General features: G+C 69.5%; 21 protein-coding genes. 15 read left to right on the top strand and 6 right to left on the bottom strand.

The genetic code is table 11. The annotated features are described in order from the left end of the window. Positions 1 to 306 precede the first annotated feature (306 nt). Complete coding sequence (locus D5S19_RS21180) at positions 307 to 843, bottom strand: nucleotidyl transferase AbiEii/AbiGii toxin family protein (protein WP_199730609.1); 537 nt, start codon at positions 841 to 843, stop codon at positions 307 to 309. Next, entirely contained in the window at positions 840 to 1,361 is a 522-nt protein-coding gene (locus D5S19_RS21175; protein ID WP_120025084.1) for a helix-turn-helix domain-containing protein, read from the bottom strand. The genes D5S19_RS21180 and D5S19_RS21175 overlap by 4 nt, the downstream gene beginning before the upstream one ends. A gap of 188 nt (positions 1,362 to 1,549) precedes the next feature. On the opposite strand from D5S19_RS21175, the gene D5S19_RS21170 reads away from it, so the two are divergent. Then, the gene (locus D5S19_RS21170; protein WP_120025083.1) at positions 1,550 to 2,464 is read left to right on the top strand and encodes a cation diffusion facilitator family transporter; all 915 of its coding nucleotides are present in this window, start codon (positions 1,550 to 1,552) and stop codon (positions 2,462 to 2,464) included. A 76-nt stretch (positions 2,465 to 2,540) separates the two neighbouring features. After that, positions 2,541 to 4,070 (top strand): amino acid permease, encoded by a 1,530-nt coding sequence (locus tag D5S19_RS21165; protein WP_120025082.1) that lies wholly within the window; start codon positions 2,541 to 2,543, stop codon positions 4,068 to 4,070. An 8-nt stretch (positions 4,071 to 4,078) separates the two neighbouring features. Here the strand turns inward: D5S19_RS21165 and D5S19_RS21160 are convergent, their stop codons facing one another. Then, positions 4,079 to 6,358: a hypothetical protein gene (locus D5S19_RS21160; RefSeq protein ID WP_120025081.1), complete on the bottom strand. Its 2,280-nt coding sequence runs from the start codon at positions 6,356 to 6,358 to the stop codon at positions 4,079 to 4,081. An 85-nt stretch (positions 6,359 to 6,443) separates the two neighbouring features. Between D5S19_RS21160 and ahcY the strand changes: the two genes are divergently transcribed. The 4 genes from ahcY (at position 6,444) to D5S19_RS21140 (ending at position 9,150) form a co-directional block, all read left to right on the top strand. Further along, a complete protein-coding gene (gene ahcY, locus D5S19_RS21155) occupies positions 6,444 to 7,916 on the top strand; it encodes an adenosylhomocysteinase (protein WP_120025080.1) in 1,473 nt (490 codons plus the stop codon). Between the two features lie 99 nt (positions 7,917 to 8,015). Continuing rightward, positions 8,016 to 8,303 carry a FitA-like ribbon-helix-helix domain-containing protein gene (locus tag D5S19_RS21150; RefSeq protein WP_120025079.1) on the top strand — a complete coding sequence of 96 codons (288 nt, stop codon included), beginning with the start codon at positions 8,016 to 8,018 and terminating at the stop codon, positions 8,301 to 8,303. Continuing rightward, complete coding sequence (locus D5S19_RS21145; protein ID WP_120025078.1) at positions 8,300 to 8,743, top strand: type II toxin-antitoxin system VapC family toxin; 444 nt, start codon at positions 8,300 to 8,302, stop codon at positions 8,741 to 8,743. The genes D5S19_RS21150 and D5S19_RS21145 overlap by 4 nt, the downstream gene beginning before the upstream one ends. Before the next feature lie 191 nt (positions 8,744 to 8,934). Beyond that, positions 8,935 to 9,150, top strand: coding sequence for a hypothetical protein (locus D5S19_RS21140; RefSeq protein WP_120025077.1), 216 nt, complete (start codon positions 8,935 to 8,937; stop codon positions 9,148 to 9,150). Between the two features lie 10 nt (positions 9,151 to 9,160). Here the strand turns inward: D5S19_RS21140 and D5S19_RS21135 are convergent, their stop codons facing one another. Then, positions 9,161 to 10,093, bottom strand: a complete 933-nt coding sequence (locus tag D5S19_RS21135; RefSeq protein ID WP_407641775.1) for a hypothetical protein — start codon at positions 10,091 to 10,093, stop codon at positions 9,161 to 9,163. Between the two features lie 365 nt (positions 10,094 to 10,458). On the opposite strand from D5S19_RS21135, the gene D5S19_RS21130 reads away from it, so the two are divergent. The 4 genes from D5S19_RS21130 to D5S19_RS21115 all read left to right on the top strand — a co-directional run bounded on the left by D5S19_RS21130 (position 10,459) and on the right by D5S19_RS21115 (position 11,980). Then, entirely contained in the window at positions 10,459 to 10,731 is a 273-nt protein-coding gene (locus tag D5S19_RS21130; protein WP_233574067.1) for a hypothetical protein, read from the top strand. Positions 10,732 to 10,752: 21 nt separating this feature from the next. Beyond that, positions 10,753 to 11,403, top strand: a complete 651-nt coding sequence (locus D5S19_RS21125; protein ID WP_120025076.1) for a dTMP kinase — start codon at positions 10,753 to 10,755, stop codon at positions 11,401 to 11,403. Positions 11,404 to 11,465: 62 nt separating this feature from the next. Next, positions 11,466 to 11,666, top strand: coding sequence for a hypothetical protein (locus tag D5S19_RS21120; protein ID WP_120025075.1), 201 nt, complete (start codon positions 11,466 to 11,468; stop codon positions 11,664 to 11,666). Next, positions 11,663 to 11,980 carry a type II toxin-antitoxin system PemK/MazF family toxin gene (locus tag D5S19_RS21115; protein ID WP_407641774.1) on the top strand — a complete coding sequence of 106 codons (318 nt, stop codon included), beginning with the start codon at positions 11,663 to 11,665 and terminating at the stop codon, positions 11,978 to 11,980. The genes D5S19_RS21120 and D5S19_RS21115 overlap by 4 nt, the downstream gene beginning before the upstream one ends. Position 11,981: 1 nt before the next feature. Here D5S19_RS21115 and D5S19_RS21110 read toward each other — a convergent pair whose 3' ends face one another. Continuing rightward, positions 11,982 to 14,285 carry an FAD-dependent oxidoreductase gene (locus tag D5S19_RS21110; RefSeq protein WP_120025073.1) on the bottom strand — a complete coding sequence of 768 codons (2,304 nt, stop codon included), beginning with the start codon at positions 14,283 to 14,285 and terminating at the stop codon, positions 11,982 to 11,984. 179 nt (positions 14,286 to 14,464) lie between these two features. Next, the gene (locus D5S19_RS21105) at positions 14,465 to 15,250 is read right to left on the bottom strand and encodes an IclR family transcriptional regulator (protein WP_120025072.1); all 786 of its coding nucleotides are present in this window, start codon (positions 15,248 to 15,250) and stop codon (positions 14,465 to 14,467) included. Positions 15,251 to 15,423: 173 nt separating this feature from the next. On the opposite strand from D5S19_RS21105, the gene mtrA reads away from it, so the two are divergent. The 5 genes from mtrA (at position 15,424) to hpf (ending at position 22,238) form a co-directional block, all read left to right on the top strand. Then, complete coding sequence (gene mtrA, locus D5S19_RS21100; protein WP_120025071.1) at positions 15,424 to 16,101, top strand: MtrAB system response regulator MtrA; 678 nt, start codon at positions 15,424 to 15,426, stop codon at positions 16,099 to 16,101. 7 nt (positions 16,102 to 16,108) lie between these two features. Continuing rightward, positions 16,109 to 17,860: an MtrAB system histidine kinase MtrB gene (gene mtrB / locus D5S19_RS21095; RefSeq protein WP_120025070.1), complete on the top strand. Its 1,752-nt coding sequence runs from the start codon at positions 16,109 to 16,111 to the stop codon at positions 17,858 to 17,860. After that, complete coding sequence (locus D5S19_RS21090; protein ID WP_120025069.1) at positions 17,857 to 19,608, top strand: LpqB family beta-propeller domain-containing protein; 1,752 nt, start codon at positions 17,857 to 17,859, stop codon at positions 19,606 to 19,608. Before mtrB ends, D5S19_RS21090 begins: the two co-directional genes overlap by 4 nt. A 699-nt stretch (positions 19,609 to 20,307) precedes the next feature. Next, complete coding sequence (locus D5S19_RS21085; RefSeq protein ID WP_120025068.1) at positions 20,308 to 20,598, top strand: ComF family protein; 291 nt, start codon at positions 20,308 to 20,310, stop codon at positions 20,596 to 20,598. Between the two features lie 947 nt (positions 20,599 to 21,545). Then, complete coding sequence (hpf, locus tag D5S19_RS21080) at positions 21,546 to 22,238, top strand: ribosome hibernation-promoting factor, HPF/YfiA family (protein WP_120025067.1); 693 nt, start codon at positions 21,546 to 21,548, stop codon at positions 22,236 to 22,238. Positions 22,239 to 22,335: the final 97 nt, after the last annotated feature.

Below are 22,335 nucleotides of genomic sequence, written 5' to 3'. Positions count from 1 at the left end.
CCACATATCGCCAAGAAACTCCTGCGTCCCGTTATGACGCAGATACATGCACGCGATCTCCACCGCCCGGTGCAATCCACACGACTTCGGCCGCCCGATCTTCTTATTCCACGGCTCGGTCAACGATTCACGGACTCGCCACACAAGCTCCTGCATCTGCGACAACATGAGGCCTGTAGTACGATGGTAGTGCAACGGTTCTCCCGGGTATTGAGAATTCTTTGGTCGGAACTCTCAAATTTTCTCGCGAGGACCGTTGCCTTTCTCGGTGACACGCCGGAGCGGATCAGCAATTCACGTAATTACTCACAATGGTTTTGAATAACGCTCCGAGATGTCGAAACCGGGATCCTGTTGCTCGGCGAGGGCGAGTAGCCGTGGCTTGGGATATGTCGCGGACAAGGCGTACACGTCGGTGAAGTCACGGGCTTCAGCACGGTCGAAGAGCGCTATGACCTTCTTGCCCGCAAGTTCTTCCCGATTGAAGGTCGGACCAAGGAAGGTCAACGTCGGCGGGCTGTGAGGTGGGGCGTCGAGCGCCAAGTCGAGCACGAGATCGTCCGGGCCGGTCACCACCAGCCGGCAGAACGTGGTGGTATCACGGATCCGGCGCACCTGCCAACCACGCGCTGCGGCGGTGGCTTCGAAGGCGTCCCGGGCGTCCGGCACATCGCCGCGGCCGGGACTGGCGAAGAAGTCCAAGTCCTGCGTCGGCCGGTTCGTCAGACGTTGTGCAACCAGTGCGGCGCCCCCGGCAAGCAGAAAGCCGTCGCTTTCCGGAAGCTCGAAGAACATCTGCGCAACAGTTACTTGAAACGGGGTCAGCGCTTCCGATGAGCTCACGTCAAGTGCTCATGCCGGGCGTTGTGGACGAGCGTCTCCCAGCCGGAGCGAACGTCGCGCGGAAGGACGAGCTCATCCCACAGATCCATCAGCAGCGCGCCGTCGATGTACTCGATGATGTGGTCGCCGGTGCCTTCTCGCAGCACGATCTCGTACAGCCGCGCCCGGTCCGCGCGCGCGGCGAGATCAAACCGGCGATCCGGTTCCGACCAGTTCAGCTCCACCGGCAGGACGACCGATGCGAATGCCTTGGCCAGTGGAAGCCGGGGTAGCGCGGAAGGAAGCGAGATCGAGCGACCTCCGGGAGCGGACTGCTCGTGGAAAACGATCCGGGATTCCAGCGCCAGCTCGAACCCCGCGCCGGCCAGTAGCCGTGTGACAGTGTCGAGGGTGGGGGACTTCCTGCCTCGTTCGTAAGCGGACAGCGTCGGCCGTGAGGTGCCCGCTCGCTGTGCCAGCTCGTGCTGGCTCAGCTCGGCCGCTCGGCGTGCTTCCGCCAGTAATTCACCAGTACGCATTTGTCCCACCTGAATCGCCCGACTTGAGCTGTGTACGTATCCGAAAGGATACCATGGTGAGGGCTCAATGTATCTCATGGGATACCTCGGTGATCGGCTGCCGGGAATCGGCCTGCGCGTACCCGGCCCGCCGCCACCATCTAGGCTCCCCTCCGGGCAATTCGGGCGCCGACCAACGGGAGCAGGCCGTGTCAGCTGGTGGGGGTAGCAAGGCGATCATCGCGGCGTTGTCCGCGAATGCCGGGATCGCGGTGGCCAAGTTCGCCGGGTTCCTGGTCACCGGGTCCTCTTCGATGCTGGCCGAGTCGGTGCACTCGGTGGCGGACACCGCCAACCAGGGGTTGCTGCTGCTGGGCAAGAAGTCCGCGCGGCGGCGGGCCACCCGTGAGCATCCGTTCGGGTTCGGGCGGGAGCGGTACTTCTACTCGTTCATCGTCGCTTTGCTGCTGTTCACGCTCGGTGCGGCGTTCGCGTTGTACGAGGGTGTCCACAAGGTGCTCGAACCGGAGCCGCTGGAGACGCCGCTGGTCGCGGTGATCATTCTGGTCGTCGCGATCTGCCTGGAGAGCTACAGCTTCGCCACCGCGATCGGCGAGGCGCGCGAGGTCAAGGGCGGGCTCGGCTGGTGGCGGTTCATCCGGCAGGCCAAGGAGCCCGAACTGCCCGTCGTGCTGCTGGAGGACGCCGGCGCGCTGGCCGGGCTGGTGCTCGCACTGGCCGGGGTCGGCCTTTCGGTGCTCACCGGCGACCCGGTGTTCGACGGGCTCGGCACCGTGGCGATCGGGCTGCTGCTCGGCGTGATCGCGGTGATCCTGATCGTGGAGATGAAGAGCCTGCTGATCGGCGAGGGCGCCACCGAGTCCGAGCTGGCCACCATCGTCGACGAGCTGGCCGCGGGCAAGGTCGAGCGGGTGATCCACATCCGCACCCAGTATCTCGGCCCGGACGAGCTGCTGGTGGCCGCCAAGCTCGCGCTGGTGCCCGGTCTCGACACCGGGCAGGTCGCCACCGCGATCGACGACGCGGAGACCCGGGTACGGGCGAAACTGCCGGTGGCCTCGTTGATCTACCTCGAGCCGGACCTTGATCGCACGCCCCGGTGACCTGCTGCGTATCGGCCCGGCGATCACCCGCTAGGGTGGCTGCCTGGTTACCTGAAGTCCTTGCAGGAGGTCAACGTTGCCCGGCACAGGGTTGTGGCGCACCAAGTCGATCGAACAGTCGATCAGGGACACCGACGAGCCGGGCAGTCGGCTACGCCGGAACCTGAGCGCTTGGGATTTGACCGTATTCGGCGTGGCGGTGGTCGTCGGCGCCGGGATCTTCACGCTCACCGCGCGCACCGCGGGTGACTACGCCGGCCCGTCGGTGCCGGTCGCGTTCGTGATGGCGGCGATCGCCTGCGGGCTGGCCGCGCTCTGCTACGCGGAGTTCGCCTCGACGGTGCCGGTGGCGGGCAGCGCCTACACGTTCTCCTACGCCACGTTCGGCGAGTTCGTCGCGTGGATCATCGGCTGGGACCTGATCCTGGAGCTGGCCGTCGGTGCCGCCGCCGTGTCGAAGGGCTGGTCGGCCTATCTGCAGACGGTGCTCGGTTACCTCTTCGGCGAAGACGCCAAGACGGTGATCGACCTCGGCGGCGGGTTCCAGATCGACTGGGGCGCGCTGCTCGTGGTCCTGGCTCTGGTGACCCTGCTGGTGCTGGGGACGAAGCTGTCCTCGCGGTTCTCCATGGTGGTCACGGGGATCAAGGTCGCCGTGGTGCTGTTCGTGATCGTGTTCGGCTTCTTCTACATCAAGAGCGCCAACTACACGCCGTTCATCCCGCCGGGCAAGACCGCGGGTGGTGGTGAGACCGGCGTGGACGCTTCGCTGTTCTCCGTGCTCGCGGGTGGCTCCAGCAGCTCGTTCGGGGTCTTCGGTCTGCTGGCCGCGGCCTCGGTCGTGTTCTTCGCCTTCATTGGGTTCGACATCGTCGCGACCACCGCGGAGGAGACGCGCAATCCGCAGAAGTCCGTGCCGCGCGGCATCTTCGGCTCGCTGGCCATCGTGACCGTGCTGTACGTGGCGGTGTCGCTGGTGGTCGTCGGCATGACGCCCTACACCGACCTGGCCACATCCGCGGGCGACGGCAGCCACAAGACCCTCGCCACGGCGTTCTCCGCGAACGGCGTGAACTGGGCGGCGAACCTGATCTCCGTCGGCGCGTTGATCGGCCTGACCACCGTCGTCATGGTCCTGATGCTGGGCCAGATCCGGATCATCTTCGCGATGTCGCGCGACGGCCTGATGCCGCGCAGCCTCGCCAAGACCAGCGAACGCGGCACGCCCAAGCGCGCGACCATCGTGGTCGGCACGCTGGTCGCCGTCGGGGCCACCTTCTTCCCGGCCGACAAGCTGGAAGAAATGGTGAACGTCGGCACGCTGTTCGCGTTCATCCTGGTGTCCGCCGGGGTGCTGGTGCTGCGCCGCACCCGTCCGGACCTGCCGCGCGTGTTCAAGGTCAAGGGGGTCTGGGTGATCGCCCCGGTGGCCATCCTGATCTGCCTGTGGCTGATGCTGAACCTGACCGTCCTCACCTGGCTGCGGTTCATCGTGTGGATGGTGGTCGGTGTGGTGGTCTACTTCGCCTACGGCCGCCGCAATTCCCTGCTGGGCAAGCGGCAGCCCGGTGAACAGGCCGTGCCCGCCGAGGTAACGGAGAACTGAGGCCGGGGTCAGCGGGGCCGCGGCAGGTCGCTGAACAGCGAACCCTGCTCGCCGAGGGGCCGTACCTGCCCGGTACGGCCCAGCCCCGCGGCCATGGCCACGGCGTGGTCCCATTCCGGGTCCGCGACGTAATCGAGGTGCCGGAGCACACCGGGCGTCCAGCGGTGCCGTCCGTCCGGTGCGCGAAGCGGATCGGGCAGCCAGTGGTCGCCGCCCAGGACCAGGACGCCGGACGCTTCCGGGGTGGCTTCCAGCGGGCCGGCGCCGCCGGTCGGGAGGTAGCCGTCGCCCAGCAGGTGCCGGCCGCGGGTCTGGTGGCGCCAGGTGGTCACCCCGCCGCCGAAGATGTCCGTGCCCCGGCACAGCGCGCGCCAGCGCCCGTCGAGCTTGGCGAACAGCGTGGCCAGCGATTCCTGCGGCAGGACAGCGGGGAACGCGCGCTGATAGCCCCACTGCAGCGGGGAGCCGGCGGTGAGCAGCCCGAGTCGGCTCAGCTCGTCCTCCGGCAGCTCTTCGCTGAGCCGGGCGGCGGTGAGGACGGTCAGGACGCTGCCGAGGTTCAGTCCGGACAACACCACTCGCGTGCCGGGCTTGGCCAGGTGCTCCTTCACGCGCTCGGCCAGCTCGGGCACGACCTTGAGCGCGTAGCACGGCGGCACCCCGGGATGCGCTGCGCGCGGCCAGAACGACACGAGATCCGACAGCGCGCCCAGGTGCCTGCTGCGTTGCGGGGACCGCGCCGCCGAGTAGACGACCCGCAGCAGACCGGCCGCGAGCCCGCCGAGCGCGAACACGCCGACTGTCGACACCGGCGCCAGCCAGGGTGGCTGCTGCAGCCCGAACCCGAAGCGCACGATGAGCAGCGCAATCGCGCCAACGCAGAGGCCGAGCGACACGATCGTGGTCAGGTGGTGGAGGTGCCGGCGTTCCCAAGCCGACCTCGCCCAGGCGCGCGCGGCGTCCTGCTCCTGGCCCCGGTCGTGCTCCATCAGCCCGACGATCGGCGGCACCCCGCGGCGGCGCCGGCGCAGCGGCACGGCGATCGCGTACCCGGCGACCGAGACCAGCCCCATCAACGCGAGCCCGCCGCCCCACAGCGCGGTGACCAGGTCGTAGGTCTTGGGCAGCTGCAGATCGTCGGTGCCGAGGAGCTTGCGGATCGCGAACGCCAGCCCGGCGCCGAACCCGCCACCGAGCAGCCCGGCCAGCGCGACCACCGGCGCCGCGGCCCAGCCGCCGAGCCACGGCCGCAGCCGGTGCGGCCGGTCTCGCCAGGTCTTGCGGGCCAGCAGCGCGGCGGGCACGAGTACGAGTGCGAACAACGTGGTGATCACGACCAGTGCGGCGCCGAGACCTTCGACCGTGCCGTCGATGCCGGTACGGCGTTCTTTCGCCGGTACCGCCAGCAAAGCCGCCGCGATCGTCACCAGCGTGGCGAAGCCGATCAGGGTGCGCCGGGCGAGCCGGCCAGTGTCGTTGCCGACTGCGGCACCGATCAGTACCGCGAACACCAGCGCGAGCGTGCAGATCCACCCGATCAGCTGCGGCACCTGCTCCGGCGGCCGCAGCGGCCCGCCGAACAGCGGCAGCGCGATACAGGCCAGCGCGGCGACTGTGTGCAGCGCGGACATCCCGTGGACCTCGGGGTCGGCATGCAGTTGCAGCGGAACCCGTTTGCGTGCGCTGCGCGCGCCACCGCGCACGTGCCAGTTCGTGGACGAGATCCGATGCAGCACGTACACCAGCACCAGCAGGGCGGCCACCCCGGCGCCGATCCGCAGCGGCTCCGCGCGCAGCCCGCTGGGCACCCAGCTCAGACAGGCTTTGCCGGGGGCGAGGCATTGGGTCGCGACGAGGTCGATCACCATGGCCGACACCTGACTGATCAGCAGCATCGTGAGCAGTACCGCGATGATCCGCAGCAGACCGCGGCAAACCCCGCCCAGCCTGCGCGCGCGGTGGACCGGCGGGAGCATCCAGAACGCGACGTTCGCCAGCGAGAACGGGAACAGCAGCGCCCAGACCGCCTTCGCCGCACCGCCGGAGGTCATGCCGGTCCACAAGTACCCTTCGAGGGTGCGCGGGATGGACCGGCCGAGCGCCGGGACGACCGGACCCGGTGCGGGACGGCGGAGCCGGTCGGACGGGCGCACCACCCGGCCGAGCCCGTCGCCCGCCACGTCCACCGTCGACACCGCGTCGAGCAGGGTCTCCCCGCTCGTGCCGACCAGACCGGCCACGCGCAGCTCGACGATGCGGGTGTCGGGACCGGGGAGCGGGGCGGGCACGGTGGTCTCTCCTCATCCGATCGAGTTGGGGCCGAGCCGACAACGGTACTGTTCAAGTGCCATCAAACCTTGGAGGAACCGCACTATGACCCCCGAAAGCGTAGTGAAGCGGCACGACACCCGGGGCGGCATCGAATTCGCCGTCGCGGATCTGGACGCCGCCGAGTTCGGACGGAAGGAGATCCGCCTCGCCGAACACGAGATGCCCGGCCTGATGGCGCTGCGCCGTGAGTACGCCGAGGTTTACCCACTGCGCGGGGCACGGATCTCCGGGTCGCTGCACATGACCGTGCAGACCGCCGTGCTGATCGAGACGCTGGTCTCCCTCGGTGCAGAGGTGCGCTGGGCCTCGTGCAACATCTTCTCCACCCAGGACCACGCCGCCGCGGCGGTCGTGCTCGGGCCGCACGGCAGCGCCGAGGAGCCCAAGGGCGTGCCGGTGTTCGCCTGGAAGGGCGAGTCCCTGGAGGAGTACTGGTGGTGCACCGAGCGGATGCTCACCTGGGACGGCGAGGGTCCGAACATGATCCTCGACGACGGTGGCGACGCGACGATGCTCGTGCACAAGGGCGCCGAGTACGAGAAGGCGGGCGTGGTGCCGGCTGCCGACGCCGACGACCCCGACGAGTGGAAGGTCTTCCTGGAGCTGCTGCGCGCTTCGGTCGCCGCGGACGGCTCGAAGTGGACCACGATCGGCGCCGGCGTGCGTGGCGTCACCGAGGAGACCACCACCGGCGTGCTCCGGCTCTACCAGCTGGCCGCCGCGGGTGAGCTGCTGTTCCCGGCGATCAACGTGAACGACGCGGTGACCAAGTCGAAGTTCGACAACCGCTACGGCATCCGGCACTCGCTGGTGGACGGCATCAACCGTGGCACCGACGTGCTGATCGGCGGCAAGGTCGCGGTCGTCTGCGGCTACGGCGACGTCGGCAAGGGCGCCGCGGAGTCACTGCGCGGCCAGGGCGCGCGGGTGATCGTGACCGAGATCGACCCGATCTGCGCGCTGCAGGCCGCGATGGACGGCTACCAGGTCAAGCGCCTGGAGAACGCGCTGCCCGAAGCGGACCTCGTGATCACCACCACCGGCAACAAGGACGTGGTGATGGTCGAGCACATGGCGAAGATGAAGCACCAGGCCATCCTCGGCAACATCGGGCACTTCGACAACGAGCTGGACATGGCCGGGCTGGCCCGGTACCCGGGCATCCGCCGGGTGACCATCAAGCCGCAGGTCGACGAGTGGGTGTTTCCGAACGGCAACACCATCATCGTGCTGTCCGAGGGTCGCCTGCTCAACCTCGGCAACGCGACCGGGCACCCCTCGTTCGTGATGTCGAACAGCTTCTCCAACCAGGTGATCGCGCAGATCGAGCTGTTCACCAAGCAGGCGGAGTACGACAAGGAGGTCTACCGCCTGCCGAAGAAGCTGGACGAGAAGGTCGCCCGCATCCACCTGGACGCGCTCGGCGGCGAGCTCACCAAGCTGACCAAGGAGCAGGCCGAGTACATCGACGTGGACGTCGAAGGCCCGTTCAAATCGGAGCACTACCGCTACTGATGCACTGCCGAAAACCGCCCCGGATTCGTTCCGGGGCGGTTTTTTGTCGGCATATGAAAACGGTGATAACCCTATTGGGTGATAGGCTATCATGGCGGGGTGAGACAATTGATCACCCGTATCGACGACGAGCTGCACGCCCGGCTGAAGGCGCGCGCCGCGGCCGAGGGACGCACGCTCAACGACCTGGTCACCGAGGCCCTGCGGGGCGTGCTCGCGCAGGAGGAGAGTCCGCGGCAGTGGAAGGAAAGGCTGCTGGCGGAAGGGAAACTGGTCTCGTTCGTACCGGCCCGAGAACCGATCGGGCTGGACGAGCTGGAGCGGCGGTCGCAGGGCTGGGGCACTGCGGTCAGCGAGGCACTCGACTGGACGAGGGGGGACCGGTGACCGTCTACTACGCCGACACGAGTGCGGTGGTGAGCGCCTTCGTCGCCGATGAGCCACAGCATTCCGAGCTGCGCGAGTTACTGTTCGGTGGCGACCACCGGGTGCTGACCAGTGAGCTGACCCGAATCGAATGGGCGAATGTGATGACGGCGGCGGAACGTACCGGCCGGATTCCCGATGCCTGCGAGTTCCTCGATGAATTCGACGCGCTCGGTCGTGATGCCGCGCTGGGCCTCATTCCGTTCCGCCCGGCGCGCGTCTTCCGCCCGGCACAGCGGCTGGTCGCCGAGAATCACCCGTTGCGCACCCTTGGCGCACTTCATCTCGCCGTGGCCATGCACGAGACCGCGGATCTGACCGGCGGTGAGCCGATCACCCTGGTCACCCGGGACGAGCGGCAGGCCGACGCCGCGAAGGCCAACGGGTTGCTCGTGTACTGAGGCCGGCACGGTGCCCTCTCTCCGGTGCGCCCGGCAAATCGGGCAGGGCTTCCCGGCCCTTTCGGACAGAATGATCGGCCTGGCCGGTCATGGTCGGGCGGTATTCCTTGCCGAGCCGGACGCGCCGGTCGAAGGATCGTGCTCGTCCGGGCTTCCGGGCGTTTCCACCGGTCAGAGAGGTGTGCTCAGGGATGCGCAAAGTGTGGATGGCATTGGCGGTCGCCGCCGCGGCGACAGTGATGGTCGCTCCGGCGGCGTCCGCGGGGACGAACTACCCCGCCGGAGTGTTCCCCAGCATGGACGCCGCGAGGGCGAGCTGTGACGCCGGGGTTGCCCAAGGACGCTGGAAGGCGTGCAGTTACCAGCCGCTCCAGGGCGGGCAGGCCCAGTTGTGGGTCTTCATCTGACCGGAGGAGGTCAGTTCCACTCTACCGCGATACCGGACAGTCCAGGTCCGGTATCGCGGAAGTAGCCGCTGGTCACCCCGCCGGTGTCGCAGGCGAGTTCCTCCGCCTCCACCGGCAGGGCGTCGTCGCGGGCGCGGACCTCGCGAGTGCAGCGGGCGGGCATCGCCGCCGGCGGGAACTGCAGCTGCAGCAGGTAGCTGGCGCACTGGTCGCGCAGCATCCGGTAGTAGCCGGGGAACAGCGCGGCCGAATCGTCGTGCACCTCGAAGCAGAACACGTGGATGTCGCCCTCGCCGAGCTTGCGGTCGAACAGCAGCTCGGTGGCCATCGTCTCGCTTTCGGGGTGCCGGCGGATCCGGCCGACCCGGCAGCCCTCCGCGGTGCGCACCTCGACGTCGCCGATCCGGCAGCCGGGATCCCCGTTGTACACCGTGACGTACCGGTCCGGCCCGTGCCGCCGGGCGCGGGTGACCAGCCGGGTGCGGATGCTGACCTGGTGCCGGTGCTCGTCCACGGTGATCTGATCGTGCACGGCGAGCATCTCCAGATCGGCGTTGGAATGCTGGGCAGCGGGCGCCACGCCCAGCTCGTCGAGCAGCTGCTCGACGATCGAGCCCATCCCGCCGGAGCGCAGATCGTGGAACGAGGCGGCGGCCTGGTGCCCGCGCGGCCGGGCGGTGCGCGGGCCGATCAGCACCACCAGCGCATCGGCGGGCAGCTGCAGCACCGATTCGAGGGCGCGGACCGCGGGCAGCGCCTTGGGTACCTCCGGCTGGCGGAGCCCGCGTTGCCAGTAGCTCAGGGTCGACTGTCCGATGTGGACGCCGCGGAGCGCGAGGTGCGCCCGCAGCCGCGCCAGTGACAGGCCGCGGTGCGCGATGGCCAGCCGCAGTGCCAGGTGGAACTCGCCGGTGCGCAGCGCTTCGGCCAGTTCGGGCGGCACCTCACCGGGACCACGCTTGCCAGGTTCGATGATCAGTGGGCCTTCCCCGTTCTCATGCCGTCGCGGTCCCGCCGCCGGCCGGTCGCACGGCGGGCGTGAACACTCCGGAATGTTCACGGTAGCAGTGCACAGCGTCCCTTCCGACGACAGTTCGGTGGGCCTGGCCACGGCGGCCGGGCCGTTCCGTGTTCCGGCGCCACCCCGGAATGTCCCCGCGGCCGCGGCGGCATCTTGCTCTCGGTGACCGCGTTGTTCCACTGTGGTGATCACCGAAGGCCAGATCGGTGGGAGGTTTCCGTGCCGTGCTGAGGAAGAAGCAGGAAACCGGGGATTCCGGCAGACCGGTCCGTCCGAAGCGAAACCGCTTGACCCGCACATTGCTGCTCGCTCTGCTGACGGGCGCGGCGTTGTTCGCGGCGGCTCCTGGTGCGCGCGCGGCGCAGCCCACCGGCCATTCTCGCCAGTCCGCGCCGTACGCCTCGGTGGGTGAATCCCATCCCCGCCTGGTGACCGGAGGCGGTGGGCAGGAGTCACCGGAACCGCCTGACGACAGCTGGATCTCGTTGCTCGCGCTGGTCGGCCTGCTCGTCGCCGCTCCGCTGGGCTACCTGGCCTACACCCGGCGGGAAGCCGCTTAGCCCGGCAGGTCATGTCCTAGGCTGAAGGCTGTGGGGCAACTGGTCGTTATCGAAGGTCTGGACGGCGCGGGCAAGCGGACGCTGTCCGACGGGCTCACGGCTGCGCTGAAGGAAGCCGGGGCGAGTGTCGCGGGGCTGGCGTTCCCGCGCTACGGCCGAAGCGTGCACGCCGACCTGGTGCGCGAAACGCTGCACCGGGGGCACGGCGATCTCGCCGACTCGGTGTACGGCATGGCCATGCTCTACGCCCTCGACCGCAGCGGTGCCGCGGACGAGATCCGCGAACTGCAGGCGGCCAACGACGTCGTCCTGCTCGATCGGTACGTCGCATCCAATGCCGCGTACGCCGCGGCCCGGCTGCGTCAGCACGCGGACGGCGAGGTCGTGCGCTGGGTGTGGGACCTCGAAGTGAGCCGGTTCGCGCTGCCCCGGCCGGATGCGCATCTGCTGCTGCGGGTCAGCCCGGAGGTCGCGGCCGAGCGTGCGGAACGCCGTGCCGAAGCGGATTCCGCACGCACCCGCGATGCGTTCGAGACCGACGATTCGCTCCAGCTGCGGTGTGCCGGGGTGTACGACGAACTCGCCGCGGCCGGCTGGCTCGCGCCGTGGCACGTGCTCGACGGGGTGGCCGGTGTCGATCTGCCGACGCTGGCGAAGTCGCTGCTCGGCTGAAGACCCAGGGTCTGTTTTACGTCCGTTGGACAAATGTGCAACACGAGCGTAGGCTGTTCTCCATGACTGCGACCATAGGCTTCCGGCCCACCGAGGAGGACGACCTCATCATCAAGGCCGCGATGCAAAGCGGCGAGCACAAAAGCGACGTGATCCGGCGCGCGCTGCGGCTGCTGGCCGAAGAGGTCTGGGTCAAGCAGGCGCTCGCCGACGCCCGGCGGCTCAGCGGCGAGGACCTCTCCGCCGAACGGGATGCTTGGTGATCCGGGGCGCGGTCTACCGGGTCGATTTCGGTACTGCCAAACGAGGTCATGAGCAGCGCGGCAAGCGCTACGCGGTCGCGCTGAGCCCCGGTTCGATGCCGTGGAGCGTGGCGACGGTCGTGCCGACGTCCACGAGCGCACAGCGGGCGATCTTCCGCCCGGAGCTGGAAGTGCTGGGCACGAAGACGCGGTTCCTCGTGGACCAGATCCGCACGATCGACGTCGCCCACGTACACGGCGACCCGGTCGCATATCTGGGCCGGGAGGAGCTGGCGCAGATCGAGGAAGCTGCCCGGCATTACCTCGGCCTGTAACTCATTCGTTGCCCCGCAACGGTTCCGCGGCCACCTTCGCCTTGCGGCGCTGCCCCGCGCACTCGATCTCCACCGGTGTCCGCGGCCTGGTGTATTCCACCGGAAGCCAGGCGTGGGCGAGGTTCTTGCCGAGCGTGTAGCCGTACGCCGCGCTCGTGACGTATCCCGCGGGGCGGCCTTCGGCGTACACCGGTTCCTTGCCCGCCAAGACGAAAAGCGGGTCTTCGACGATCAGGCACACCAGTTTCCGGCTCACCGTCGCGGGAGAACGTTCGCGCAGGGCGTCCCGGCCAAGGAAGTAGCCCTTGTCCATCCGCACCAGATAGCCGAGGCCGGCCTCGTACGGATCGTGTTCTGTGGTCACGTCGACCCCGCACTCGAGGCGCCCCTCTTCGAGCCGCAGGCTGGTCAGCGCGATCTGCCCGGCGGCGACGATCCCGTGCGGCCGCCCGGCCTCGCGCAGCGTGTCCCACAGCCGCCGCCCGAGGTCCGCGCTCGTGTGCAGTTCCCAGCCCGCTTCGCCGATGTCGGATCCGCGGATCGCGAGCAGCGGCACATCCGCGACGTAGGTCCGCCGCGCCCGGCGGGATGAGTCCATCGTGGACAGTTCCGGCAACACCTTCCGGGCGAGCGGTCCCCACAACCCGATGCAGCAGTTCCCGGACGTGGTTTCGCGCAGCTGCACGGCCCCGTCCCTGGGCAGGTGGCGGTACAGCCAGTCGATGTCGAGCTGGCTGTGCACCTGTACTCCGAACAGCTCCGCGCCCAGCCGGGCCACGGTCAGTTCGCTGCGCACGCCGCCGTCCTCGCCGAGCAGCAAGGTGCTGGTGACCGTGCCCGGCGCGCGGTCGAGCTGATTGGTCGTCAGCGTCTGCAGGAACGGCAGCGCGCCGGGGCCGGTGATCTCCAGCTGTCGTCGCGGGGTCAGGTCGAACATCGCCACCCGGCTGCGCGCGACGAGTGCTTCCGCCCCGCCGATCGGGGACAGTTCCTCCTCGCGCCGCGGGACTCGGGAGATCTCCGGCAGCCGTTCGTTGGCGCCGTACCACTGCGGCCGTGCCCAACCGTCGCCTTCGCGGAAGCTTGCTCCCAGTGCGACTTCGCGTTCGTAGAACGGGGAAGTCCGCCGTGGCACCGCCTGCTGCGCCGAGCGCGCGAGCGCGGCCGCGACGCAGCGTGCCCGCAGGCTGTCCGGCGCCAGCTGCAGCCGGTCGAACCGGGCGAGGTCGACCGAGTGCAGTGCGAGGTGGGCCTGTCCTTCCACGAGCCATCGCGCCAGTTCCCTGGCCACCCCGGCGGACCAGGCGGTGCCGAGTGCCTCGGCCACCCAGAACCCGTCCAGATCGGGATGCTCACCCAGCAGCGGCAACCCGTCCGGGGTCATCGGGCACGGCCCGGACGCGCCCTGTTCGACCTTGCCGTTGGCGAGCGCCGGGATCAGTTCGGCCGCGCGCGCCCACCCCGGTTCGAACCCGGCCGGGCTGAACCGCCCGGCATCCGGCCGGAACGCGGTCACCCCGAGCCGGTCCACGTGCTCGCGGAAACACAGCCCCGCGTCCGGATGGCCGAGCACCGGCTTGCCCGCTTCGGTGAAGTCGTCGTTCTGCCCGGCAAGCTCGGGTAGCGGCGTGCTGCGAGCGTGCTCCCGCACCACCGGGACCACCGGCACCGGCAGCTCCACCAACGCACCCAGCTCCGGTCCCCGCACCCCGGCGCACGAGATGACCACGTCGGCGCGGAACCGTTCGGTCTCGGTGCGAACCGCGGTCACCCGCCCGCCGCCGCGGACGATCTCCACGACCCGTTGCCCGGAAAGGAATCGCGCCCCACGCTCGGCTGCCCGGCGCGCCTGTGCGGTCGCCGCGCGGGCCGGATCGGCCAGGCCGTCTTCCGGCACGTGCAGGCCGCCCGACAGCTTCACCGGATCCAGCAGCGGATGCAGCTGCGCGCATTCGGCCGGGGAACGCAGGTAGCTGCGTACTCCCCAGGACGTGGCCCAGCCATGCTGCCTGCGCAACGCGGTCAACCGCTGCGGGGCGGTCGCCAGAACCAGGCTGCCGACCGGCTGGAAGCACCAGCCACCGTTGACGGTCAGCGCGCTGTACTTCTCCACGGTGTACTTCGCGAACTCGGTCACGGTGCGGTCCGGATGCGTGCGGAACACCAGCCCGTGATCAAGCGTCCCGGCGTCCGGTTCCAGCGCCAGCACGGTCACGTCGGTCCAGCCCGCCGCGGTGAGTTCGTCGGCGACCGCGCAGCCGAGCAGACCGGCGCCGAGCACGACCACACGCGGTCGAGGTGCCATCAACGGGACCTTCCTGCCGGCCGGGCACGCGCGGAGCCGGTTCGGGGGATCAGGCATGCTGAACGGCCCGCCGGGGACGGGCTGCGTTGCGGAGGGGGATGGGTGGTGCGTTCTCCGGCACCAAAAGTGCGGGATCCGGGCCGCGCTGTCAAGAACGCGGACGCGGCGGCCGGGTCCGGTCAGCGTGCGAAATAGCCCAGTTGCGAGGAAAGTTCCCGCGCCGCTTCGGTCATCGGCTGCACGATCTGGCGAATCCGCTGCCTGGACAGCCGGTAGGACGGGCCGGAGGCGCTCATCGCCGCGACCACCTCGCCGCCCGGCCCGCGGACCGGCACCGCGACCGCGTGCATGCCCAGCTCCAGCTCCTCGAACGAGGCGGCGTAGCCGTCCTCGGCCACTCGCTCCAGCTCCGCCTCCAGCTCGCCGGCGTCCACCGTGGTGCGCGGGGTGTACTGCTCGAGGTCCGGCCCGAGGACCCGCTTGCGGTCCGCGTCGTCCATCGCGGCGAGCAGCACCTTCCCACTGGAGGTGGCATGCAGCGGGGTGCGCTGGCCGGTCCAGTTCTGGGTGGTGATCGCGGCCGAACCTCGGGCCTGGCTGAGATTGATCGCCACCCCTTCGTCGGCGATCGCGATGTTCACCGTCTCGCCCAGTTCCTCGGCCAGTGCCTGGCAGGTCTGCCTGCCGAGCTTGGCCAGGTCCATCCGGCCGGTGGCGGCACCGGCCAGCCGGACCACCCCGAAGCCGATCACGTACTTGCCGCGCTCGCCGAGTTGCTCCACCAGCCCGTGCGACTCCAGGACGCTGAGCAGCCGCGACGCGGTCGACTTGTGCACCCCGAGTTCCCCGGCGATCTCGGTGATGCCGGACTCCCCGTTGCGGGCGAGCAGCTCCAGCACGGTGATCGCGCGGTCGACCGACTGAACTTGGCTGCCCGTTGCGTTGCCCGAGTCCTGGTTCCGCATGGCGCAACAGTAACCGTTCGGGCGCGTACTGTTCGGCTGAGCGGGCGAATCTGTCCGCGAACGCCGTCCGGGCAGGTCCGGATGGCCTAACCCGGCCGCCGATCCTGATCTTTCCGGTGCCCGGCCGCGCGGGTCGGGCGCGCGCACGTGGGCGAGAGTGCGAACATGTGCACATGAAGGCACGTGTCTTGGTGGTCGACGACGACCCTGCACTCGCGGAGATGCTCACCATCGTGCTCCGTGGCGAGGGGTTCGACACTGCGGTGGTCGCGGACGGTTCCCGCGCGCTGCCCGCGTTGCGCGAGCTCAAGCCGGACCTGGTCCTGCTCGATCTCATGCTGCCCGGCATGAACGGCATCGACGTCTGCAAGGCGATCCGCGCGGAGTCCGGCGTGCCGATCGTGATGCTGACCGCCAAGAGCGACACCGTGGACATCGTGCTCGGGCTCGAGTCCGGCGCCGACGACTACGTGGTCAAGCCGTTCAAGCCGAAGGAACTGGTCGCCCGGGTGCGGGCGCGGATGCGCCGTACCGAGGCCGAGCCCGCCGAATCGCTCACCATCGGCGATCTGGTCATCGACGTGCCCGGCCACGAGGTCACCCGCGAGGGCAAGGCGATCCCGCTGACCCCGCTTGAGTTCGACCTGCTGGTCGCGCTGGCCCGCAAGCCCCGCCAGGTGTTCACCCGGGAGGTGCTGCTGGAGCAGGTGTGGGGCTACCGGCACGCGGCCGACACCCGGCTGGTCAACGTACACGTCCAGCGGCTGCGCTCGAAGGTGGAGAAGGACCCGGAGCACCCCGAGGTGGTGCTGACGGTGCGTGGTGTCGGCTACAAGGCTGGTCCGCCGTGATCCTGCGATGAAACCGCTCGCGGGCCGGCTCTCCTCCGCCGTCCGCGCCACCGGCCGCCTGCTGCGGCGGCTGGTGGTCTTCGCACGGCGCCGAGCCGTGGCATGCAACGAGCTATGGCGGCATTCGCTGCAGTTCCGGGTGACCATCTCGACCCTCGCGTTGTCCTTCGCCGTGGTGTTCGTGCTGGGCATGGTCCTGCAGAACCAGATCACCGAACGGCTGCTGGACACCAAGCGCAAGGCCGCCATCGAACAGACCCAGTCGCTGGCCGACACCGCGGCGCGGGAGCTGGTCGGCGTCGGCGGCGAATCGCCGGACGCGTTGCACACGCGGCTGGAGAACGCGCTGAAGAAGCTCTCGTCCGTGGGGTCGTCGCCGAGCGGCGCGGGGGCGGGCACCTTCGAACCGGTGCTCGCCAGCGTCGAGCCCGGCCAGCCCAACGCCGACCCGATCTACGTCGGGCCGTTCTCGTCGGTTCCGGTGCAGCTGCGCGAGTTCGTGGAGAACAACGCGTTCTCCCGGCTGGAGCACACCGTCGTCGGGGGAGACGGATCGCGCACCACGTATCTGATCGTCGGCACCCCGCTCAACACCGTCGCCACCCCGATGCAGCTGTACCTGCTGTTCCCGCTGACCGGTGAGCAGAACACCGTGTCCACCGTGCAGAACACGCTGCTGGTCGGCGGGCTGGTGCTGCTGCTCCTGCTGGCCGGGATCACCAACCTGGTGGTCCGGCAGGTGGTGCGGCCGGTCCGGCAGGCGGCCGCGGCGGCCGAGCAGTTCGCCGGCGGGGATCTCGACCAGCGCCTCGCCGTGGTCGGTGAGGACGACGTGGCCAAGCTCTCGGTGTCCTACAACCGGATGGCCGCCAGCATCCAGCGCCAGATCCGCCAGCTGGAGGAGTTCGGCGGGCTGCAGCGGCGGTTCACCTCCGATGTGTCGCACGAGCTGCGCACCCCGCTGACCACCGTGCGGATGGCCGCGGACGTGCTGCACGCCTCGCGCGAGCAGTTCCCTGCCGGGCTGGCCCGTTCCACCGAGCTGCTGGTGGACGAGCTGGACCGGTTCGAGGCGCTGCTCGGCGACTTGCTGGAAATCAGCAGGCTGGACGCGGGCGTGGAGGAACTGGCCGCGGAGTACATCGACGTGCGGCCGATCGCGACGCGCGCGGTCGAGCAGGTCCGGGTACTCGCCGCGGGCACCGGCAGCGAGGTACGGCTGGTGCTGCCGGACGAGGACGCGGCGGCCGAGGTGGACGCGCGCCGGGTCGAGCGGATCCTGCGCAACCTGCTCGCCAACGCGGTCGACCACAGCGAGGGGAAGCCGGTGGTGCTCACCGTCGCGGCGGACGAGACGGCGGTGGCGGTCACCGTGCGGGACTACGGCGTCGGCCTGCGGATGGGGGAGTCGGACCTGGTGTTCAACCGCTTCTGGCGGGCCGATCCCTCGCGCAACCGGCGTACTGGCGGGACCGGCCTCGGCCTGGCGATCAGCCAGGAGGACGCCCGGTTGCACGGCGGCCTGCTCGACGCGTGGGGCGAGACCGGGCACGGTGCTTGCTTCCGCTTGGTGCTGCCGCGCCAGCAGGGAATGCCGCTCGACGATGGGCCGCTGGCGCTGCCGCCCGCCGACGCCGTTTCGGAGATTACGCTCTCGCCCTCGTCGCTGCTGGAGCTGCAGCCGGAGCCGGAGGTGATCCTGCCCGAGCCGGAGCAGGCGAACCCCGGCAATGCGGATCGGGAGGGGGTCGGCCGGTGAGGCGGGTGCTGCTGGCAGTGGCCTGCGTGCTGCTGCTCGCCGGGTGCGCGAACGTGCCGCAGGAATCGCAGCCGGTGGTGGTGTCCCCGGAGGGGGCGAAACCCCAGCCGAACGAGGTCGTGCCGCCGGATCCGGGGCTGGACGCGCTGTCCATCGTCCGCCAGTTCGTCCGGGCGTCGGCCGATCCGCGCTCGAACAACGCGGCCGCCCGCGCCTACCTGGAGGACCGGCTGCGCACGCCGTGGCATCCGAGCCGGGCGATCACCATCATCGACAACACGTTCAGCACCGTCTACAACGACGCTTTGCCTCCGACGCTGGCCCCGGGGCAGCCGTCGGACCCGAACGTCCGCACGATCTCGGTGCGCGGTTCGGTCCTCGGCACGCTGAGCGCGGACAGTGCGTTCATCCCCAGCTCCGGCACGGCCGAGCCGACCTTCCAGGTGCGCAAGCAGGCGGACGGGCAGTGGCGGATCTCGGTGCCGCCACCCGGTTTGCTGATCACCGACGACGATTTCGACGCGAACTACAACTCCGTCGCGGTGAGCTTCTACTCGCCCGAATCCGCGACCTTCGTGCCGGATCTGCGTTACGTCGGCGCGAAACCGCAGTCCGGGCTGCCCAGCCGGGTGATGGATCTGATCCTGCAAGGCCCCTCCGCCGGGCTGGCCGGTGCGGTCAAGAACCTGCTCGGCGACCAGGTCACCCTCGAGACGAACGTGAAGAACAACGACGACGGTTCGCTGCTGGTGCATCTGTCCGGGCTCACCGGGGCCGGCCCGGAGACCCGGTCGCTGATCGCCGCGCAGATCGTGCTCTCCATGCAGACCGTCACGTCCACTCGCATCCGGCTGCTGGCGGACGGCACCCCATTGGTCCGCGATCACGAGTACTGGCGCGCCAGCGACGTGCCCGCCTACAGTGCGGCCACGTCACCGAGCCCGGATCTGCCCGGACTGATGACAGTCGACGGGCGTATCCGCTCACTCGCCGACGGCGGCCCGATCCCCGGCCCCGCCGGCAGCGGCTCATTCAGGGTGGTCAGCGCCGCACAGTCGATCGACGGGAAACGGCTGGCCGTCGTCGAACAGAACGGTGACCGCGTCAGCCTGCGCGTCGGCGATTTCGGCCGGGACATGCCGCAGGTCGAGCTGGGGGGCGGTTCGCTCAGCCGCCCGACCTGGCGTACCGCGCCGACCGGAGCCGGCCCGTCCGGCGAGGTGTGGACCGTGGTGGACCACACGATCATCGCCCGCATGGTGCTCGATCCCGGTGGCCGCTGGCAGCGCCAGAGCGTGAACGCGAACGACCTGCTGGCCCTGGGCCCGATCGATGCCCTGCGCCTGTCCCGCGACGGCGCCCGCGTCGCCGCGATCGTGCGCGGCCGGCTGGTCGTGGCGGCCGTGGTCCGCACCGGAGATGCGGTGACCCTGCGCGAGCCCCGCGTCCTCCAGCCCGCCGCGCTGGCCGATGTGGTGGACGTCGACTGGGGTTCCACTCCGGACACCCTGGTCGCGGTCACCTCCTCGATCTCGCAGCCAGTGCGGCGGATCTCCCTGGACGGGCGGCGCATGGACACCTTCAACAGCTCGAACCTGACCGCCCCCGTCCGCGCCGTGACCGCCGCCCCGAGCCGCCCGATCGTGGTAGCCGACGCCGGTGGCCTGTGGAACGCCACCGAACTCGGCGAGGTCTGGCGCCCACAGGCCCACACCCTGGCGAACGCGGACCCGTTCTATCCGGGGTGACTTTCGCTGTTTCGCTGCCGGTGAACATCTTTTCGTTCGAAACTTTCAGTAGTCAGGTGCATACTGAGAGTTATGTTGCTTGATCTGCTCTTGCCCACCCGTTGCGCCGGCTGCGACACCCGCGGCGCTGCTGTGTGCTCCGGCTGCACCCGTGAGTGGTCTTCCCTCGCTGAGGTGACCCGGCCCCTGCTCACCGTCCCCGCCTACGCTCTTGCGCCCTACCGCGGCATCGCGAAACGCATCCTGCTCGCCTACAAGGAGCGTGGCCGCCGAGATCTGGCTCCGTCGCTGGGCTGGGCCTTGGCCGTCGCCCTGGTCGCCCTCCCGCGCCTGGGTGCCCTTCTCTTGCCGGCAGGCCGGAACCGCGCGTCCCGTCTCTTGCCGACGGGCCGAATTCTCGCTTCCCGTCTCCGGCCAGGAGGCAGCCGTCCCACGTCCCCTCTTTCGTCAACAGGACACTCTCCCGTGCCCTCGCTCTCGTCAGCGGGCTGCCCTCCCGCGCCCCTTCTTTCGTCAACAGGTCGAATTCTCTTGTCAACAGGCAGCCCTCCCGTGGCCCCTCTCTCGCCAACAGGTCGCCCTCTCGCGTCCCCCGCTACTCGTCACCCGGATCGATTCCGGAACCAGACTCGCCCGTCCCTCTGCCTGATCCCGGTGCCCAGCCGCCGTCCTGCCGCCCGAGCCCGAGGCGGTCCGCATATGCGGCGAATCGCCGAAGAAGCCGCCCGCCACCTGAGCAATACCCTCGTCGCACCCGCGCTGACCCTGTCCGGCGGCCGGGACTCCGTCGGCCTCACCCCGGACCAGCGAGCCCGGAACCTGCACGGACGCGTGCACTTCATCCCCGCCCGACGCCCGCCGCCGAACACCCGAGTCCTCCTTGTCGACGACGTGATCACCACCGGCACCACCTCCGCCGCCTGCGTGACCACCCTGGCTGCCGCGGGTATTCCGGTGGCCGGTGTCGTCGCCCTCCTCAGCGCGGGCTGACTGCTTCGGACTTGCTTCGGGGTCTGCTTGCCGGCTGACTTCGAGGGTCTGCTGTCGGTTTCTTTCGTCGGGTCGCTCCGTCGGGTCGCTTCGTTGGCTTGCTTCGTTCGGCGGCCTCGCCGATGTCTGTGAAGGGACCCTTCACGGACTCTGAGTCCGTGAAGGGTCCCTTCACAGCCATCCAATCCGGACCTCCGGCGGGCCGGTTGCCCACGGCGGGTCGGCTCTTCGCCAGTCCCACGGACTTCGTCACCCGGCTTTCGCTGCCTCGCTACCCACGGCCCGCCCCTGTCCGCCCACCACCCACCACCTACCGCCCCGCCTCAATGGCTTTATCAGCCCCGTCCGGCTCGTCGTCACCATCCGCACCACCAACCACCCGGGTGACCACCACACAACGCCACGGTGAACGTCACCTACACGAGTGATGTCGACGGGGAACCAGCCGTTGCTGCCGCCCGTTGTCCGAGCATGCGGGTCAGGAACGGAATCACTCCGCCGACCGGGCGCTTGACCGGGGTGGCGGCTGCGTCGGAGGGGGCCGTCACCCTCGGCGTCCGAGGCACGGAGCCGTTGCGCCTTCCGCGTGAAACCCAACGGGCTGCGCTGCGCCTTCCGCGCAAGGTTTTCGGGGTCGGCACAAGCGTTTCACTGCGCGCCGTGACGGGTTCCCGAATTGTGACATCCCCCGGCTCGGGGGCTGTTGCGGACGGCGTGATGAAGCTAACGTGCTCCGCTATCAGCAAAACCCGCAGGCAGGGAGGTGTGCAGCCCATGTCCCTGGCGCCGGAGGCCCGCTGAGTCCGCGCTCGCGCATCCGCCACGAGACGTCGTGGACCGGCTGCGGGGGTTCTGCTCGGCCCGCCGGATCCGGGCTCCGTCCCGCAAGTACCGGCGCCATGTGAACGCACAACAGCTCGCAGTCATCTCGGCGAGGGAGGTCGTGTATGGACATCGTCATCAAGGGCCGCAACGTGGAGGTGCCCGAGCACTATCGGGCACTCGTCAGCGAGAAGCTGGCCCGCCTTGAGCGCTACGACAAGAAAGTCATCCGCTTCGACGTGGAGCTGTTCCACGAGCCCAACCGCAGGCAGGCCAAGAACTGCCAGCGCGTGGAGATCACCGGAAAGGGCCGTGGCCCGGCCGTGCGCGCCGAGGCGTGTGCCGCCGACTTCTACGCAGCGCTCGATTCTGCCGTGACCAAACTGGAAAACCGGTTACGGCGGACACACGACCGCAGGCGCGTGCACTACGGCCGCAGCCGTCCGGAGTCGGTCGCCGAAGCGACTTCGGTGGTGGCGGCGGCGGGCGGTGCGGGCTCGAGTGCCGGGCCGGCGATGAGCACCGCGGTACTGGAGGCACCCGACGCGACCGCACCGATGGTGAACGGTTTCGCGGCGACGAGTGCCGGTGACATCCCCCAGCAGAAGCGCTGGGAAGGCGACGAACCGGGATACCAGCCCGGCCGCGTCGTCCGCGAGAAGCGGCACAACGCGGACCCCATGACGGTGGACCAGGCTCTCTACGAGATGGAGCTGGTCGGCCACGACTTCTACCTGTTCAACGACTCCGAGGCCGGCCGGCCGAGCGTCGTCTACCGGCGAAAGGGCTTCGACTACGGCGTGATCCGGCTCGGCTGAGCCCGGCGTCCGGATGGCCCGCGCACCCCGGGTGTGCGGGCCATCCGCATGCCCGCGCCGGCCGCCGCCGAAACGCCCGGTGACCTTCGGCGACGCC

It is taken from the genome of Amycolatopsis panacis (assembly GCF_003600245.1).
Classification (GTDB): domain Bacteria; phylum Actinomycetota; class Actinomycetes; order Mycobacteriales; family Pseudonocardiaceae; genus Amycolatopsis; species Amycolatopsis sulphurea.
Note: the sequence above shows the minus strand (reverse complement) of the source record. Positions and strands in the feature narration are given on the sequence as shown.

What these genes read in the sequence shown, in the direction of transcription:
- D5S19_RS21110 (WP_120025073.1), bottom strand. Translation starts at nt 14,285, where the DNA reads ATGGCACCTCGACCGCGTGTGGTCGTGCTCGGCGCCGGTCTGCTCGGC.
- D5S19_RS21105 (WP_120025072.1), bottom strand. Translation starts at nt 15,250, where the DNA reads ATGCGGAACCAGGACTCGGGCAACGCAACGGGCAGCCAAGTTCAGTCG.
- D5S19_RS21085 (WP_120025068.1), top strand. Translation starts at nt 20,308, where the DNA reads ATGCGGCGAATCGCCGAAGAAGCCGCCCGCCACCTGAGCAATACCCTC.
- ahcY (WP_120025080.1), top strand. Translation starts at nt 6,444, where the DNA reads ATGACCCCCGAAAGCGTAGTGAAGCGGCACGACACCCGGGGCGGCATC.
- D5S19_RS21120 (WP_120025075.1), top strand. Translation starts at nt 11,466, where the DNA reads ATGACTGCGACCATAGGCTTCCGGCCCACCGAGGAGGACGACCTCATC.
- mtrA (WP_120025071.1), top strand. Translation starts at nt 15,424, where the DNA reads ATGAAGGCACGTGTCTTGGTGGTCGACGACGACCCTGCACTCGCGGAG.
- mtrB (WP_120025070.1), top strand. Translation starts at nt 16,109, where the DNA reads ATGAAACCGCTCGCGGGCCGGCTCTCCTCCGCCGTCCGCGCCACCGGC.
- hpf (WP_120025067.1), top strand. Translation starts at nt 21,546, where the DNA reads ATGGACATCGTCATCAAGGGCCGCAACGTGGAGGTGCCCGAGCACTAT.
- D5S19_RS21175 (WP_120025084.1), bottom strand. Translation starts at nt 1,361, where the DNA reads ATGCGTACTGGTGAATTACTGGCGGAAGCACGCCGAGCGGCCGAGCTG.
- D5S19_RS21140 (WP_120025077.1), top strand. Translation starts at nt 8,935, where the DNA reads ATGCGCAAAGTGTGGATGGCATTGGCGGTCGCCGCCGCGGCGACAGTG.